The sequence below is a fragment of the Streptomyces sp. NPDC052701 genome, from assembly GCF_040678355.1.
Lineage (GTDB): Bacteria > Actinomycetota > Actinomycetes > Streptomycetales > Streptomycetaceae > Streptomyces.
The window spans coordinates 36957-54116 of record NZ_JBFATO010000027.1; the positions used below are offsets into that span (position 1 = coordinate 36957).

The 17160-nt window shown below is 71.5% G+C and carries 7 protein-coding genes and 3 pseudogenes; 5 read left to right on the plus strand and 5 right to left on the minus strand.

Features of this window, described 5'->3' with window-relative positions:
* Positions 1–205: 205 nt before the first annotated feature.
* The 4 genes and pseudogenes from AB0L29_RS25630 to AB0L29_RS25645 form a co-directional block, all read right to left on the minus strand.
* Positions 206–913, minus strand: coding sequence for a hypothetical protein (locus AB0L29_RS25630; protein WP_365830098.1), 708 nt, complete (start codon positions 911–913; stop codon positions 206–208).
* Positions 913–1476: a hypothetical protein gene (locus AB0L29_RS25635; protein WP_365830099.1), complete on the minus strand. Its 564-nt coding sequence runs from the start codon at positions 1474–1476 to the stop codon at positions 913–915. The genes AB0L29_RS25630 and AB0L29_RS25635 overlap by 1 nt, the downstream gene beginning before the upstream one ends.
* Before the next feature lie 247 nt (positions 1477–1723).
* Positions 1724–1885, minus strand: coding sequence for a hypothetical protein (locus AB0L29_RS25640; protein WP_365830147.1), 162 nt, complete (start codon positions 1883–1885; stop codon positions 1724–1726).
* Positions 1886–2057: 172 nt separating this feature from the next.
* Positions 2058–3531 (minus strand): annotated as a pseudogene (locus AB0L29_RS25645) (NF041680 family putative transposase).
* 232 nt (positions 3532–3763) lie between these two features.
* Between AB0L29_RS25645 and AB0L29_RS25650 the strand changes: the two are divergent.
* Positions 3764–4165, plus strand: coding sequence for a hypothetical protein (locus tag AB0L29_RS25650; RefSeq protein WP_365830100.1), 402 nt, complete (start codon positions 3764–3766; stop codon positions 4163–4165).
* A gap of 397 nt (positions 4166–4562) precedes the next feature.
* Here the strand turns inward: AB0L29_RS25650 and AB0L29_RS25655 are convergent, their stop codons facing one another.
* Positions 4563–5072, minus strand: a complete 510-nt coding sequence (locus AB0L29_RS25655) for an SUKH-4 family immunity protein (protein ID WP_365830101.1) — start codon at positions 5070–5072, stop codon at positions 4563–4565.
* 326 nt (positions 5073–5398) lie between these two features.
* Between AB0L29_RS25655 and AB0L29_RS25660 the strand changes: the two are divergent.
* The 4 genes and pseudogenes from AB0L29_RS25660 to AB0L29_RS25675 all read left to right on the plus strand — a co-directional run.
* A pseudogene (locus tag AB0L29_RS25660) lies at positions 5399–5605 on the plus strand (DddA-like double-stranded DNA deaminase toxin); the annotation flags it as partial.
* 197 nt (positions 5606–5802) lie between these two features.
* A complete protein-coding gene (locus AB0L29_RS25665) occupies positions 5803–6258 on the plus strand; it encodes a hypothetical protein (protein ID WP_365830102.1) in 456 nt (151 codons plus the stop codon).
* A gap of 716 nt (positions 6259–6974) precedes the next feature.
* Positions 6975–8173 (plus strand): annotated as a pseudogene (locus AB0L29_RS25670) (IS110 family transposase).
* Between the two features lie 257 nt (positions 8174–8430).
* Entirely contained in the window at positions 8431–16878 is an 8448-nt protein-coding gene (locus AB0L29_RS25675; protein WP_365830103.1) for a type I polyketide synthase, read from the plus strand.
* Positions 16879–17160 lie beyond the last annotated feature (282 nt).

A 17160-nucleotide genomic window follows, 5' to 3' on the forward strand; every position in this document is an offset into this window, starting at 1 on the left:
GGGGGCGCGTCCGCCCCGTCGGGCCACCGCTCCGACGGCGCCTGGCCGTTGTCGGGCCTGACGGACCTCGAAACCTGGACGGCAAAGATCGCGGCGCGGCCCGGCCCGGGCCGGCGCGCGGGCCTGCAGCGCGTCGCCTCGTTCCTTCGCCGGCGGGCCGGGCCGGGCGCCGGGCGGGGTCCTCCGGCCGTGCGCGGGCTTCGGCTCATAGGCGGGCGCCTCTCCCGGACGTGGCCGACGGAGGCAGGGCGGCCCCTCGTGCGAGCGCGCCCCGCACGGCGGGGCTCGGGGCGGGGGCCGGGGCCCAGGTCCGGTCGGTGATGTGCCGGTGGGCCGCCGCGTCCAGGACGGCGCGGCTGGTGTCCATGCCGATGTCGGGAGCGGTGGCCAGCAGGCTGTGCGCCGCGGCCTGCTGGGCGGCGCAGACCTGCTGGAACGGGGTGCGGATGCGCTGGAGCTGATGGTCATGCAGCCGGTAGAAGCGGTAGGGGTGGCCGGCCGGGCGGTGTTCGGGGACGTCGGTGAGCAGGCGGTGTTCGATGGCCGTCACGGCCCGGGGCGCGGCCACCGCGATCCGCCAGTCGGCGACGGTGAGGCGGTACACGGTCTGGGCCAGTTCGGCAACTCCTCCCGAATCGGCCACGATGTCCGCTGCCAGCCTGGTGCGGGGAGGGCCGCCTGCGGAGTCGGGGTCCCAGGCACCGCCGAACAGCAACCGTCCTGCGCGCAGGGTGGTCGCACGCGCGATCTCCACGGCCGGGTGCGGGACCGTTCCGCGCGGCATGCGGGAGATGCGGCCTTGGCGCACCATCTCATGGCTCGGCCGGGGCAGCCGGGGACGGATCCGGGGATCGTCCACGTCCACGACGCGGTCCCAGCGCTCCTGGTCAAGGGCTGCGCTCCGACGGGTCATTAGTCGGAGAAGTTCCAGAACATGCCCACCTCGGTGTCGGAGACGACGACCAGGCCGCAGTCCTCCGAGTAGACGTCGCTCAGCGGGCTGTACCCCCAGTGCGACGTCGTGAAGTCGAGTGTGCCGGGCACGGGACCGGGCCTGCTGACGTTGGTGTGATAGGTGGCCGCGTCCCCGTACCGCGCGAGGATCGTGCGTGCCGTCGCCCGCAGTTCCTCCTCGCTCTCCGTAAAGCGCTTCAGGTTGGACAGGGTGCAGCCGTCGTCCGTGAGGGCCAGCAGCAGGTTCTCGGCGCTGGCCCGGTCGATCTCGTGGAGACGCTGCGCAATGTACTCCGGAGGGTGGACGGCGAACGGATACGTAGGGGGCCCCTCGCGCTCCGGGAGCTGCGCCGCGTCGTCAAGACCGGTCCAGCCCCGGGGATCCGGGACGGTCCGGGCCATCAGCGCGAGAACGTCGAGGACCCAGTCCTCGTGACGGCGCGGCCCCGTGGCGTCGTACGGGTACGCGTCCTCGAAGAGGTGGCGTACCGCGGCCTCCCAGGAGGTCTGGTCGACGGACATGTGGTGCTGGCCTTTCTCAGCGGAGCGCTAGCAGGGCTTGGTCATCTTCACTTGTGAGTGGCGTGTCTGCCTGCCGGTGGGTGTCGTTGAGGTGGCGTGGCACCTGAGGAGACGGCCGAAGTCCGGGAGGACCTGGAGGCGTTCGCCGCGGAGTCGTTCGACGGGTTCTTCCGGGCGGATCAGCGGCGGTGGGGGCAGGCGTATGTGCGCGGGCTGCTGTTGGACGGGCGGCGTAACTGGCCGTTCTCTATCCGCTCGTGGAGTCGATCAGGTCGGCCGGTGCCTCCTCCTCGGCCAGCTCCTCCAAGTACTGTTCGAGGCCGATCACCCGGCGTCGGTGCACCTCTTCCGCCTCAGCCAGAGCCGCCCGCACCCGCTCCAACTCGGCCTCGAGTAGCTTCACCTGCACGGCTGCGGCTTTCTGCCGCGCTTCCAGAACCGCCCGCATCGACGGCATCCGTCACCTCCACGACCTCTCGCCCGGCAACAAGCCAAGGCTCCCGTGGCAGCAGCTGCTTCACGCTTGACCAGCAAAAACGTCACACGAGGTTCGGAAAGAGAACGGCTTCTAAGCTTGTCTTTTATGGTCTGGGTAGGTTTCGTTCGGTGATACTCTCGGGGCGTTTCGCGGTTTTTCCCACGTCGTAGTGGATAGCGGGTTGCTGATTCTTCGAGCCGGGCGGCCGCACCGGGACCTGGCCGTGAGGGTTTGGGTGCACGGGCCGGGCAGGCGAGGTGGGGGCGGAGGTTTCTGAACCCGCGGCGGACTCTGGCCGGGGTGAGGCGGCCGGGCTCGGCCGGTTTCTCCCCGGGGTGCCGCAAGTCGGTGGCGGCCTGGCGGAGGAGCCGGAGCTGGGTGTGGGCGGCGATGACGAGCCAGGTCCAACGATCGCCGGCCTCAGGGGTGCGGAGTCTGGGGCGGGTCCAGCCCAGGGTCTGCTTGATCATGCGGAAGGTGTGTTCCAGATCGAAGCGACGCAGGAACGCTTGCCAGCGCACGTCGACGTCCTCGCCGGTCATGCCGGTCTTCGAGGACCACAGCCAGAGCGGCAGTGGGTCGTGGCCGCGGGGCAGGCGGTCGACCTGAAGGCGGAGCAACGTGCCCTCGATGACGGGGAGTTCTCCGGTGTGGTCGATCCACGCCGATCGGGTGGTTAGCCGGGGGTGGATGCGGTCCCAGGCCATCACGCAGGCGGTGCCGTACCGGTCGGTGACCTGTGGCGTCGCGGCGTCCGGCGCGCCCCAGATCTCAGGCTTGGCGAAGCGGAATTCCTTGCCGTGCTTCGGGGGCCGCCCGCCCTGCGGGGGCGAGATCCACGGTACCGGGACCGGCTTGCGCACCACCCGGTCCGAGCGCATCCGCCCGAGGACCTCGACCGGCAGGCCGGCCAGGAGGTGGGCCATGCGCGGGGCGTCGTATCCGGCGTCGAAGACGACGAGGATGTCACGGTCGCCCGTGTGCCACCGGCCCATGTCAATGAGGTTCTCGACCACCCGGCGGACCTGGGCGGCAGTGGCTTCGGCGACGTCGTCGGCCGGGCCCAGGCGCACGGCGTCCAGCAGCTGGCGCCAGGAGGTCCGGCCCGTTTCCAGCGCGGCGACGAAGGAGTACGGCCAGCCTGAAATGAACTGGTCCGAGGACCGGCCGCTGCGGCCGTAGAGATGGCAGAACAAGCGATCCGGGCTGGTCGGCGCGTCAGGGCGGAGCCACTGGCTGATGTCCACGACCAGTACCAGGCGGCCGTCAGCGGCCTGCGGCTGAGGCAGGCCAGCCAGCATCTGCCGGAGTCGGAGCACATCGACGTTCCCGCGGTTCAACACGCCGTACATGGCGCCGTGCCCGCGCCGATGCTCGGCCACCAGTGTCAGGTCCACCGGTGCCGTCACTGGCCCGCCCGCGCAGAGCAACGCGTCCGTGGGTTCGAATAGTTCGTTCCCGCGTACGGTCAGGCAGTCGAATAAGTCGTCCCGGAAGCGTGCCGCCACCGCGAACGCTTCCCCCCGATCAGTTTCAGGCAGCAGACTCACCCTTGTGGCCTTCGTGGTCACGTGCATCCTTGGCCGGAGCACATGATCAGACGAAGGCCGCCTCAGCGTCCGGCGAATGCCCAGGCGAGCGATCCAGTTCGAGGCACCATTCGGATCCCACGGTGAGTCCGGAACTGGCTCCCCAGAACCAAGTGCGCAGCGGACAGCACTCTGCAACCCAACGGACGTCTAGCCCCCCTGGATGTTTTCGGCTAGCGGGTCTAGACTACTAACTCCCCTTCTGTCGCGAGGAGTTCGCATGGATGCTGGTCAGATTGTAGAACCACCTCGGATCCTCGCACGTCGATCAGGCGACGGTTGGGTGCTGTACATGGACGGAGTGGAGCCGAGCTACGTACGACGCCTGGACGGTGCGATTGAGCGCGGACGCGTCCTTATGGAGGCAGGCAAGGTGCCTGGAGTCGAACATGGGGCCGTACTCAAGATCGACCTCGGCGACGAGCTCAACCAACGCGTCAAGACATCGACGCAGGCCACCGCCGATGCGCACAAGGCTCAAGTGGCGGCCGCAGCAGAGCTACGGCGCACAGCGGCAGCACTCAACGAGCACGGCCTCACCGGCAGGGACATCGCGCACGTCTTGGGTGTCTCACCCCAGCGCGTCTCGCAGTTGCTCAACGATCAGCACGCCCGAGGTTAAAAACAAGCCAAGGACGAGGCGAAGGGCTTCGGCCGGCGGGATTTCCGCGACCTGGTCGTCCGCGCCCGCATCCGGCTCGGGGCCCGATCGTGCTGGTCTGGGACAACGTCCGCCTCCACCTGACCGCCGGTATGAAGAAGTCATCGACGCGAATGCCGAGTGGCTGACCGTTTTCCAACTCCCGGCCTACGCCCCTGACCTCGATCCGACCGAGGGCATCTGGGCGCTGGTCAAGCGCGACCTGGGCAACCTGGCCGCCGCGGACCTCGGTGAGATCACCAGGGGCGTGAAACCTCGCCTCAAGGGGATCCAGTACCGCCCCGGCCTCGTCGACGGCTGCATCGCTGCGACCGGTCTGAGCCTGGCGGCTGACCGAACCCGGCGGAACAGTGACAGATCACGCATCCCAGTCCGCACAGTCCCCAATCGCCACGTCGTCGCAGAAGGTCTCCCAGAACCCACCGAGCACGAGAGCGGCCTCGTCCATGCCGGAGACGAGACCGCGCAGCTCTTCCGCCACCGCCTCGCACCTCTCCTCGTCACCCTCCGCATAGAACGAGAAGCGTGCGATCACGGCCGCGACACATCGGTTGAAGGAGTCGAGGTCCCTGTTCACGTGACTGGCCGTCGCTGACTCGATCGTGGGAATCTGCACCACATGACCACTGGCCACGTCGACGCCGATACGTCCGAACAGGCCACTCGTCGCGATGGCGACCAGCCCTCGCTCACCGATCCACCCGAAGTACACCGGCTGGCTCAACGGCCGGTACTCGTATCCGATCAACCCGCCTGGGATGCCAGTCTTCTCGAGCTCGACAGCGATCTGAGTGGGCACCTCGGGTGGGGCCTCGACGGGGATCAAGACGAACTCGAGCTTCGGCAACTGCGGCAGGGGCTGGCTCAAGGGAAGATCCTCTCCCGACGAACTGCCCGGCAACACCCACAGGCCGGCGGGACGGGCGACTCGTGCTGGGCATCCGGCCCCGACACCACGCATTCAAGTTCAGTAAGGACATCTTCGATAGACTTCCCCGGCACAGAGAAAAGAGATATAAGACATTCAGGGAAATGCGGGACGCGGGTGGGAAAGTAATTTCCGAGCCCGGTAGGGATGACCTGAAACAATCGATGAGCAGCGAGCACGACGCCCGGCACGAAAAGGCGAAGAAGCCTCTCCAAGACTTTTAACTTCCCCCATGGAGACCGAGGGGGTGGTTCCCTGCATCTTCCCGCACGGAAACAAAATATGTCGCCGCAATGAAAGAAATGGAGATCAGGCATTCCAAGGCCGTCATCAACGACAATGACGTGCGAAGCAAAAAGACGAATTGCACACTTACCGTAGAGGCGATCCTCCCTTCAGGCTGGATCATGGAGGTATACTATCCGAGCGCCGGGAGTCCACACCTGATTATGGGGAAGAGGGTGGTGCCATGATTCTGAACAGCATGAAGGCGTCACGCTCGCCTGCCGAGTGGCCGCCCTCCGAAACGCAGCACCGTCTTTTTGCCGTATGTGGCCCCGTCGGTTCGTCGAGCAGGGCCGCATGCGCCAGAAAGCTCCGATGCGCTGATATGGGCCGGCATACTAAACCAGATCACCAGTAGACAAGTCGACCGCGGACATAATCCGACGTGCGCCTCTTATTTAGGATTGAGGATTTCATGTGGTGGGAAACGGAAATAATTCCGGATGCTGAGCGCTTGCAGTGGGATTGGGATCCGTTCAAGAGCGTGGGCCCTCTAAAATTTGGCCAGAGCGTGCATGAAGTAGCCGCAACTCTGGGTGAGCCGATCAGCGGGTGGGATCAAAACGCCCAGTGGGCTCCTTTCTCCTCGCTGGGCATTGACACCTACTACTGCAAGGAGGAGAAGACCCTTAAGGCAGTGACTATCGATGCGTGCCGGGGTCCCCAAGTTTCTTACAATGGCGTTCGCCTGGTGGGTCGCCTTCCTTCCGAACTTATCCCTTGGATTGAAGAAACCGCCGACTCCCTCAAGCATTTGCCTCTTGGTTTGAGAGGTTTGCACATCGGACTGAACGGCGAAGCAGGACTTCCCGGGCTAGGGCTGGTAATGCGCTGCCAGTAGAATGGAGACTACGCTCGCAGTCGTCCTGTGTTTGTGGCACCTGAATGGGCTGAACAGAGCACCGACAGCTGGGAAGGGCCTATCCCTTCGAGGGAGTGGAGCGTCTATTGAAAGCGGCTGACGAGACAAGATGGGCCGTCTTCCGAGGTCGTGACCGAACAGGAAGTCACATGTTCAGCTCGGTGTAAGAATATCACTGTGGAATTGGGCGGATGAGCGCCGTGATGGTGCACGAAAATCGCACGATTGCCACGGTCTTGGTTCTTCACCTCAGCTTGAAGCAGCGTAACCTCAACAGTCCATCTCATTTGACAAGTCCGATGTTCCCCTACTGTGGAGACCATCGGACTTCTTGCGTCGAATGACCTGTGGGAGCTGTCCAGCGGGTAGTTTTACCGGCGCCGATGATGGCAGCATTGCTGCTCGTTTCAGAATGCGGTGCGTAGCTGCCTCGAGCAGATGATGGCGCAGGCAAGTCGGAGAAGTCCTTGGCGGAGATCGGGAGGAACTGTCCGCCGCAGTTCAAGGCGGACGCGGTCGCGCTGTACCAGTGGCGGCCCGAGGGGTGTCGTCACAGACGCTGATCAGAGGTCCGGCCACCGTCCGGCCCGGCGCAACGCCCGGCTGCTTGCGGGGCGGCAGGGTCTGCATAACGTGGATGCGCGAGAACGGCCCCGACGCGAGGCCAGCGCGGCATCGACGCATGTGGGGGCACGGTGATCAGCATCGATGGGGTGGGCATCCTCCTCGGCCTGGACGTCGGAGCACACATCCCGGCCACGGCCTGACCCCGGCCGGGAAGAAGGTCTTCGACAAGCCGCTGCCCAACAGCGAACCCCAGCTGCGGGCGGTCCTCGACAAGCTCCGCGACAAGTTCGGGCAGGTTCTGGTGGTCGTGGACCAGCACGCCTCCGTCGGCGCCCTCCCCCTCACGGTCGCCCGGGACGCAGGCTGCGAGGTCGCCTACCTGCCCGGTTTGGCGATGCGAAGGATTGCCGACCTCTCCCCCGGCGAGGCCAAGACCGACGCGAAGGACGCGGCCGTCATCGCGGACGCCGCCCGCACCATGCCCCACACCCTGCGCACCCTCGACCTGACCGACGAGGTCACCGCCGAGCTGACCATGCTCGTCGGCTTCGACCAGGACCTGGCCGGCGAGGCCAACCGCACCTCCAACCGCATCCGCGGCCTGCTCACCCAGTTCCGCCCCAGCCTCGAACGCGTCCTGGGCCCGCGCCTGGACCACCCCGCCGTCACCTGGCCCCTCGAGCGCTACGGATCTCCGCAAGCACTCCGCGAAGCCGGCCGCCGCAAGCTCATCGAGGTCCTCAGCCCCCGGGCCCCACGCATGGCCGAACGGCTGGCCGACGACATCTTCACCGCCCTCGACGAGCAGACCGTCGTCGTTCCCGGCACCGGCACCCTGGATGTGCTCGTACCCTCACTGGCCAAGTCGCTGGCCGCCCTCCACGAACAACACCGGGCCCTGAAAGCCCGGATCGAGGCACTGCTGGAGGCCCACCCTCTTGCCGAGGTCCCGACCTCGATGCCCGGCATCGGCGTCAGGACCGCCGCGGTCCTCCTCACCACCGTCGGCGACGGCAGCTCCTTCCCCACCGCCGCCCACCTCGCCTCCTGTGCCGGCCTCGCCCCGGCGACCCGGCAGTCCGGGACATCAATCCACGGCGAGCACGCCCCAAGAGGCGGCGACCGACAACTGAAGCGGGCAATGTTCCTCTCCGCATTCGCGGCCCTGCACGATCCCGCCTCCCGCACCTACTACGACCGCTGCCGAGCCCGAGGCAAAACCCACGCCCAGGCCCTCCTCCGCCTCGCCCGCCACCGCACCAGCGTCCTGTTCGCCATGCTCCGCGACGGAACCCTCTACGAACCAAGAAGCCCCCGCCCCGCTTGACGAAGAACATGGAGACACCCCGGTCGGCGCCGTCATGCGTCCACGACGGCACGCGTCCATCAGCCCAAGCCTTGCCCCCCCGCATCGCGCCTGACCAGGACCACCACCCCCGCAACGTCGCCCCAACGCCAGGACAACCCACGGTCGTTGAGCAGCCGGTGGCCCGGGTCACGATGTCCCCCGTGCCGGTGCCCCGAGGGAACCGGACGGAGCGCGCCGCCATCCTCACCTACGAGTCCACGGGAGGGTTCGGGCCAGTGAGCACAGACGCGGACGTCATCAGGCCGCTTCCCCAGACGCTTCGGGAGCATGCCCGGCGGCTCGGGGAGAAGGTCGCCTTCGAGGACCGCCGTACGCGGCTGACCTACCGGGACCTGGAGCGCAGGACCGAGCGGCTGGCCGGCCACTTGGCGGGGGCCGGTCTGGCGCGGGGTGAGCGGGTGGCCGTCCTGCTCGGCAACCGCGTGGAGGCGGTCGAGAGCCTGCTCGCCGTCACCCGGGCGAGCGGGGTGGGCGTACCGCTGGATCCCGGGAGCACGTGGGCGGAGCTGGATCGTCTGCTGGACGACTGCGGTGCGCGCGTGCTCATCACCGATGAGGCCCGGCTGCGGCGCCGGCGAGGGCTACTGTCCCGCCCCGGGCTGATCGTGGTGGCGGCCGAGGGCGGTGAGGAGGACGCGGCCCTCCCGTCGTCCGGGGACTCCGGCCCGCCCGCGGACGGGGCCGGGGCGACCAGCGGCGTCCTGCGGTACGAGGTGCTGGCGGGTACGGACGGAGGGACGCCCGCCCGGGACGATCTCGGGCTGGACGAGGTGGCCTGGCTGCTCTACACCTCCGGGTCCTCCGGCGCCCCCAAGGGGGTCCTGTCCACGCAGCGCAACCGCCTGGCGCCGGTCGCGGCGGGCCTCGTCGGCGTCCTCGGCCTGTCGCAACGGGACCGGGTGCTGTGGCCGTTGCCCCTCCACCACGCCATGAGTCAGGTGGTCTGTGTCCTCGCGGTGACCGCGACCGGGGCGAGCGCCGTGCTCCCGCCCCGGTTCTCGGTGGCGGAGGTACTGGGTGAACTGCGCCGCACGGACGCCCCCTACACCCTCCTCGGCGGGGTACCGACGACGTACTCGGCCCTGCTCGACGCCGTCCGGAGCGAGGAGGGCGAGGAGGGCGAGACGGACGACCGCCGACTCGGGACGCCCGCGCTGCGGGGCTGCGTCAGCGCAGGCGCCCCGGCGGGGCCGGAGTTCCGCAGGTCCTTCGAGGCGATCTGCCGCACCCCCTACCTCGAGCACTACGGCAGCACCGAAGCGGGCCCGGTCACCATGGCGGCACCGGGCGACACCTCGGCGCCCGGGTCGTGCGGCCGGGTACTGCCCGGCACCCGGGTCCGGGTCGGTGGAGGCGCGGACGGACAGGACACCGGAGAGGGCGAACTGTGGGTGAGCGGCCCCGGGGTCATGGCCGGCTACCACGGCAGGCCGGAGGCCACCGCCGAGGTACTGCGCGACGGCTGGTTCCGCACCGGGGACCTGGCCAGGATCGAGGCCTCCGGCGAACTCGTGATCACCGGCCGGACGAGTGAGCTGATCATCCGGGGTGGGGCGAACATCCACCCGTCGGAGGTGGAGGCGGTGCTGCGGCGGCTGCCCGGTGTGGCGGACGCCGCCGTGACGGGACGCCCGCACCCCGTCTTCGGCGAGGTGCCGGTCGGCTATCTGGTCCCCCGGCCGGGCGGCGGTGTGCTGGACCGGGGGGCGGTCCTGGCCGCCTGCCGTGCGGAACTGTCCGCTGTCAAAGTGCCCGCCGAACTGTACGAGGTGGAGGACATTCCCCGTACCGCGTCCGGGAAGATCCGGCGGCACGCCCTCGCCGACCGGCCCGCGCGGACGCTGGGCACCGGGGCGGCCGGGGAGCCGGCGGCGGACCTGCTGGCCCTGGTGCGCGGCGAGGCGGCGGCCGTGCTCGGGTGCACGGCCCAGGCGGTGGAACCCGAAACGGCGCTGCGCGATCTGGGCATGGACTCGCTGACGGCCACGGTGCTGCGGGAGCGGTTGTCGGCCGCGACCGGCCTTCCGCTCTCCGAGGCCGTCGCCTTCGATTTCCCCACGGCCGCCGCGCTCGCCGCCCACCTTCGTTCGCGGAGCGCCACCGCGCCGTCCGGCGCCGGGACCGCGCACCGGGGCGTGGCCCGGCCGGACGACGACCCTGTGGTGATCGTGGGTATGGCCTGCCGTTATCCCGGTGGTGTGAGCTCCCCCGAGGAGCTGTGGCAGCTGGTGGCCGACGGGACGGACGCCATCGGTCCGTTCCCCACGGACCGGGGCTGGGACACGGGGGCGCTGTACGACCCGGACCCCGGACGGCCCGGACGGACGTATGTGCGCGAGGGCGGCTTCCTGGCCGGTGTGGACCGCTTCGACCCCGGCTTCTTCGGCATCTCCCCCCGCGAGGCTTTGGCCATGGACCCGCAGCACCGGCTGCTGCTCGAGGTGGCGTGGGAGGCGTTCGAGCGCGCGGGGCTCGTTCCCCGCACGCTGCGCGGCTCGTCGGCCGGGGTGTACGTCGGGCTGATGTACAGCGACTACGCCGGCCGTCTCACGGAGACACCCGGGCATGTCGAGGGCTACCTCGGCATCGGCAACGCCGGAAGCGTCGCCTCCGGCCGCATCGCCTACACCTTCGGCCTGGAGGGCCCGGCCATCACGGTGGACACGGCCTGCTCCTCGTCCCTGGTCGCCCTGCACCTGGCAGCCCAGGCGCTGCGCCGCGGCGAGTGCTCCTTCGCGCTGGCCGGCGGGGTCACGGTGATGTCGGGGCCCTTGTCGTTCGTGGAGTTCAGCCGGCAGCGGGCGCTGTCCCCGGACGGCCGCTGCAAGGCGTTCGGCGCGTCCGCCGACGGCACGGGGTGGGCCGAGGGCGCCGGCATGCTGCTGTTGAGCCGGTTGTCCGAAGCGCGCCGCGCCGGGCTTCCGGTGCTGGCCGTGGTGCGCGGCTCGGCGGTGAACCAGGACGGGGCGAGCAACGGACTGACGGCACCGCACGGCCCGGCACAGCAGCGGGTGATCCTGCAGGCCCTCGCGGACGCGGGGCTGGCGCCCGGGGACATCGACGCGGTGGAGGCGCACGGCACCGGTACCCGGCTGGGCGACGTCATCGAGGCGGAGGCGTTTCTGGCGACGTACGGGCGTCAGGAGCGGGAGCGTCCGCTGTGGCTGGGCTCGGTGAAGTCGAACATCGGTCACACGCAGGCCGCCGCCGGGGTGGCGGGCGTGATCAAGACGGTTCAGGCGATGGCACACGGCATGCTGCCGCGTACGCTGCACGCCGACGAACCGACCGGCCGGGTCGACTGGTCGTCGGGACGGCTGGCGCTGCTGAACCGGGCGGTTCGGTGGCCGCGGACGGACCGCCCGCGCCGGGCGGGGGTGTCCTCCTTCGGCATCAGCGGCACCAACGCCCATGTGGTGCTCGAAGAGGCACCGGCGGACCGGGACACCCCGCCGCCGGCCGCCGGAGCGGACGACGGGGCCGGCAACGGTCGCGTCGACGGCGGGGCGGCACCGGTATCTGTGCCGGTGCCGGTGTCGGCGAGGAGCGGGCCGGGACTGCGAGCCCAGGCGCGGCGGTTGTACGACCAGGTGGCCGCCGACCCGGACGCGGCCCCGGTGGACATCGGGTACTCGCTGGCCACCACCCGCGCGGCCTTCGAGCACCGGGCCGTGGTCGTGGCCCGGGACCGCGCGGAGCTGCTCGCCTCCCTGCGGGCGGTGGCGGAGGGCTCACACCTGCCCCGGGTACGGACGGGTACCTCCCGCCGCCGGGGCCCGCTGGCCCTCCTCTTCACCGGCCAGGGAAGCCAACGCATCGGCATGGGGCGCGAGTTGTACGAGTCCCGGGGAGTGCATCCAGGCTTCGCCCGGTCGTTCGACGAGAGCTGCTCCCTGCTCGACCCGCTGCTGCCGGTGCCGCTGCGGGACGTGGTGTTCGCCGGCCCGGACACCGAGACGGGCGTGCTCCTGCACACGACCCGGTTCGCGCAACCGGCGCTCTTCGCCCTGGAGACGGCACTGTTCCGGCTGCTCGAGGAGTGGGGCGTACGCCCGGACCTGGTGGCCGGACACTCGGTGGGCGAGGTGACCGCGGCGCATGCCGCCGGAGTGCTGTCCCTCGCGGACGCCTGCACCCTGGTGGCGGCCCGGGGCCGGCTGATGGACGCGCTGCCCCCGGGCGGTGCGATGGCCGCCGTGGCCGCCGGGGCGGACGAGGTGGCCGCCCAGCTGGCGAAGACGGGGAGCCCGGTGGAGATCGCCGCCGTCAACGGGCCCGCCTCGGTGGTCGTCTCCGGGGACGAGGCAGCGGTGGAGAAGACCGTCGCGTACTTCCGGGAGCGGGGCCGGTCCACGACACCGCTGCGGGTGAGCCACGCCTTCCACTCCGCGCGGATGGAACCCGTGCTGGCCGAATTCGCGCAGGTCGTACGGGGCCTGTCCTTCGCCACGCCGCGGCTTGCCCTGGTCACCGCCGTATCGGGCCGGGCGGCCAGCTACGAGGAGCTGAGCACACCGCAGTTCTGGGTGGACCACGTCCGCCGCCCGGTCCGCTTCGCCGAATCGGTGGAACACCTCCGGAACCGGGGCGCGGCGCACTACGTCGAGCTGGGCCCGGACGGGGTGCTCACCGGTCTGGTCCGCGGCTGCCTCACCCCGCCCGGACCGGCTCCGGCGGACCCGGGCGGGGACGGAGCGCCCGGCGGCGAGCGGACCCCGGCGCCGCTGGTCCTGCCGACCCTGCGCGGGGCGCGGCCGGAGGCGGACGCCCTGCTCGGCACGGTGGCCGCGCTGCACACCCACGGCGTGCCCGTGGACTGGCGGGCCGTCTTCGCCGGGCGCGGCGGGCGGCGCGTCACCCTGCCCACGTACGCCTTCCAGCGCCGCCGGTACTGGCTCGACGCCACCCCGCGGCACCGCTCCGCTCCCCCACCGGACGCGTCGGCCCATCCGTTCCTGCCGTCCCGCACCCCGACGGCCGACGACGACGGGCTGCTGCTGAGCGGGCTGCTCTCGGTGCACGACCAGCCCTGGCTGGCCGGCCATGTGGTGGCCGGATCGGTGCTGCTGCCGGGGGCCGCGTTCGTGGAGATGGCCTTGCACGCCGGTGCGTCGGCCGGCGCGCCCGTCCTGGACGAACTCGCCCTGACCGCGCCGCTGTCGCTGCCTGCGGACGGCACGGTCGAGCTGCAGGTGAAGGTGTCCGGGCCGGACGGCGCGGGACGGCGGGCCGTGGTCTTCCACGCCCGGCCGCACACGCCGGCCGGTGACCGGCCCTGGCAGCGGCACGCCTCCGGGACGCTCGTGCCGGAGCCGCAGCCGGCGGACCGCGAAGCGGCTGCCGCCGGGGCCGGCAGCGGGCCCTGGCCACCGCCGGGCGCGGTACCGCTGCACGCCGGCCGGCCGGACGCCGATCCGTACGAGCGGCTGGCCGGGAACGGGCTGAGCTACGGCCCCGCCTTCCGTGGTCTGCGCGCGGCCTGGAGAGTCGGGGCCGAGCTGTACGCCGAGGTCGCGCTGCCCGAGGCCGCAGGGGCTGCGCTCCCGCAAGCCGGCGGCCCGGAATTCGTGCTCCATCCCGCCCTGCTGGACGCGGCGCTGCACGCCCTGGCGCTCGACGGCCGCGCCTTCGGGCCCGGCGGGACGGGCGGCGGCGGGGTGTCCCTGCCGTTCGCCTTCAGCGGGGTGCGGCTGCACACGGCCGGCGCGCGGCGGCTGCGGGTGAAAATCACGCCCGGGCCGGACGGGCGGGCCGGGGTGGAGCTGACCGACGCGTCGGGCGCGCCGGTGGCGGCGGTACGTTCGCTGGCGCTCCGGCCCCTTCCGCGCACCGGACCGGGAACGGCTGCTGCGGTCACCGGGGTGCTCCACCGGATGGACTGGGTGCCGCTGCCCGAGCCTCCCGTACCCGCGGCGCTGCCCCCGTGGGGCGTTCTGGGAGCGGCCGGCACACCGCTGGTGGACGTGCTCGCGCCCTCGGGCTCCGGCGTTGCGGTGTACGCAGGCCCGGAGGCGGGCGGCTCGGCCCCGGCCGTCCTCGTCGCACCGTGCCCGCCACCACCGGAGACGACCGGTGGCACGCGGGACCCGGCGGCGAAGACCCGATGGGCGGCGGGCTGGGCACTGAAACTGGTACAGGAGTGGCTCGCCGAACCGCGTCCGGCGGACTCCCGCCTCGTCCTCGTCACCTCCGGCGCCGTCGCCCCGCACACCGGAGGCCCAGCCGACGGCGGTGCGGTGGCCGGCGGTGCGGCCGCCAGCGGTGCGGTGGCCGGCGGCACTGATTCAGGAGACTCCGGCGCATCCGGTGCAAGCACGTCCGTGCCGGCCCACGCGCCGATATGGGGGCTGGTCCGCTCGGCCCTGCGGGAGAATCCGGGCCGTTTCGCCCTGGTCGACATGGACGGTCATCCCGACTCCTGGCGCCTGCTCCCCGCCCTGCTGGCCGCCGCGGCGCCGGAGATCGCCGTACGGCGGGGAACGGCGTACGTACCGAGGCTGGTACGGGTGACCGGGACGGGGGAGGAACAACGGCCCGTAAGACGGCTCGGTCCGGAGGGCACCGTCCTGGTCACCGGCGGCACCGGTTCCCTGGGCATGCTCGTGGCACGGCACCTGGTCGCCGCCCATGGCGTCCGGCATCTGCTGCTCGCCGGCCGACGCGGACGGGACGCGCCGGGGGTGAAGGAACTCGTCGCGGAACTGGGCGGGTCGGGCGCCGAGGTGACCGTCCGGGCGTGCGACGTCGCGGACCGGACGGCGCTCGCCGCCCTGCTCGACTCGGTGCCGGCGGCCCATCCGCTGACCGGCGTGGTGCACGCCGCGGGGGTGCTGGACGACGGCATCGTCCCGGCGCTCACCGCCGGTCGTCTGGAGCGGGTGCTGCGGCCCAAGGCGGACGCCGCCCTCGCCCTGCACGAGCTGACCCGGGGGTGCGACCTGTCCGTGTTCGCGCTGTTCTCCTCGGTGGCGGGTGTCTTCGGCTCCGCCGGTCAGGCCACCTACGCGGCTGCCAACTGCGTGCTGGACGCGCTGGCACAGCACCGCAGGCGGCTCGGTCTGCCCGGTACGTCGATCGTCTGGGGTCCCTGGCGGCAGCACGGGGGCATGACGGCGCACCTCGGCGACGCGGACCTGCGGCGGATGGCCCGCTCGGGGTTCGGCCCGTTGGAGGAGGACGAGGGCCTGGCCCTCTTCGACTCCGCGGTGGCGGGTGACGACCCGGTGGTGGTGGCGGCCCGCCTCGATCCGGGCGCCCCCAGCGGCGGCGATCCGGCGGTGGACCGGTCCCGGGCGCCCTTCTCCGCCGCAGCGGGCGCGGGCGGCGGGGGCGGGGCTCCGCTCGGCCGACGGCTGGCGGCCGCTTCCCCGGGTGAGCGGGGCGGGTTGCTGCTCACGGAGGTACGGGCCCTGGCGGCCTCGGTACTGGGTCACCCGGAGGGGGCGGGCACGATCGACGGGGACGATCTGCTGGCAGACCTGGGGCTCGACTCCCTGGCCGCGGTCGAGCTGCGCAACCTGCTCGTGACGTCGACGGGGCTGGCGCTGCCGGCCACGCTGCTGTTGGACTTCCCGACCCCGCGAGCGGTCGCCGCCGAGCTGGCGGAGCGGTACGCCCGGGAGGCGATGCCTCCCGGCGCCCCAGGAGGGCCGGCTGCCGCCGGCCATCCGGACGGCTCCGGCCGTCCGGGGGACGACGGTGTTTCCGGCGGTCCCGAGGTGGCCGGCCGGCCGCAAGCCCCGGTGCGGGTGGCGGGCGGCCCGGACGCCGCAGCTGCTTCGGATGCCTCCCTGGGGGCGCTCTTCCGTACCGCCTGCGACCGCGGGCGGACGTGGGACGGCATGGCGCTGCTCACCATCGCCGCGCGCCTGCGTCCGGTCTTCGACACGGCCGACGCGCCCCGTGCGGCGCTCGGCCCCGTCACGCTCGCACCGGGCGGCGCGGGGCCCCTGCTGGTCTGCTTCCCCGCCCTCAGCGCGCTCTCGGGGCCCCGGGAATACGCGCGCTTCGGCGCCGGGCTGCGGGGTCTGCGGCCGGTATCGGCGGTGCGGCACCCGGGGTTCGCGGCCGGGGAGGCACTGCCGGCCACTCTGGACGCCCTCGTCACCGCTCAGGCCGCCGCGGTCCGCGCGGTCGCGGGTGGCGGACCGGTGGTCCTGCTGGGCCGCTCGGCCGGCGGCTGGGTGGCCCAGGCCGTGGCCGGGCGGCTGGAGGCCGAAGGCTGCGCCCCGCTCGCCGTCGTCCTGGTGGACACCTATCCGAACGGTGACGACCGTGGGCAGGCGCTCTCCGCGATGACGTCGGACATGCTGCACCGGGCCGCGGAGTTCCCCTCGGCCACCCCGGACCGGCTCACCGCCATGGCCGGGTACTTCGAGCTGTTCGCCGACTGGGAGCCCTCGCCACTCGACTCCCCCACCCTCTTCGTACGGGCCCGGGACCCGCTGCCCGGCACGGAGCCCGCCCCGGTCTGGAGCCTGCCGCATGCCGAAGTCACCGTGCCCGGTGACCACTTCACCGTGCTGGAGGAGCACGCCCGTACCACCGCGCTCACCGTCCACCACTGGCTGGCCGGCCCTGACCGACTCCACCCCGGCGCCCGGCACCGGTCGGAGGATCCCGGCGACCCGCCAGATGGCGGATCCCGGGGACAGTCGAGGTGATCAGGTCACTGCTGCGGGCCGGGTGGTGCGGGTCGGCGGGCCGGTGACGCGCCCGCGGCCGGCGGTCGTCCTCCGGGGTGACCAAGGATCACAACCCCATGGCCGGCTGCGTGGCTGTGCTCATCCTCCAGGGCGCGGGGCGCGGCACCGACGGCCAGGATCCTCACGGTGCGCACGGCGTTGATGCGGACCGCGTGGTTCGCCGCACCGGCGATCCGCGCGCTGATCAGCCGGATTCGGATGGCGTACGTGGGCGAGTCCGGGCAAATCGACTGTCCGGGT

What these genes read in the sequence shown, in the direction of transcription:
- AB0L29_RS25630 (WP_365830098.1), bottom strand. Translation starts at nt 913, where the DNA reads ATGACCCGTCGGAGCGCAGCCCTTGACCAGGAGCGCTGGGACCGCGTC.
- AB0L29_RS25635 (WP_365830099.1), bottom strand. Translation starts at nt 1,476, where the DNA reads ATGTCCGTCGACCAGACCTCCTGGGAGGCCGCGGTACGCCACCTCTTC.
- AB0L29_RS25650 (WP_365830100.1), top strand. Translation starts at nt 3,764, where the DNA reads ATGGATGCTGGTCAGATTGTAGAACCACCTCGGATCCTCGCACGTCGA.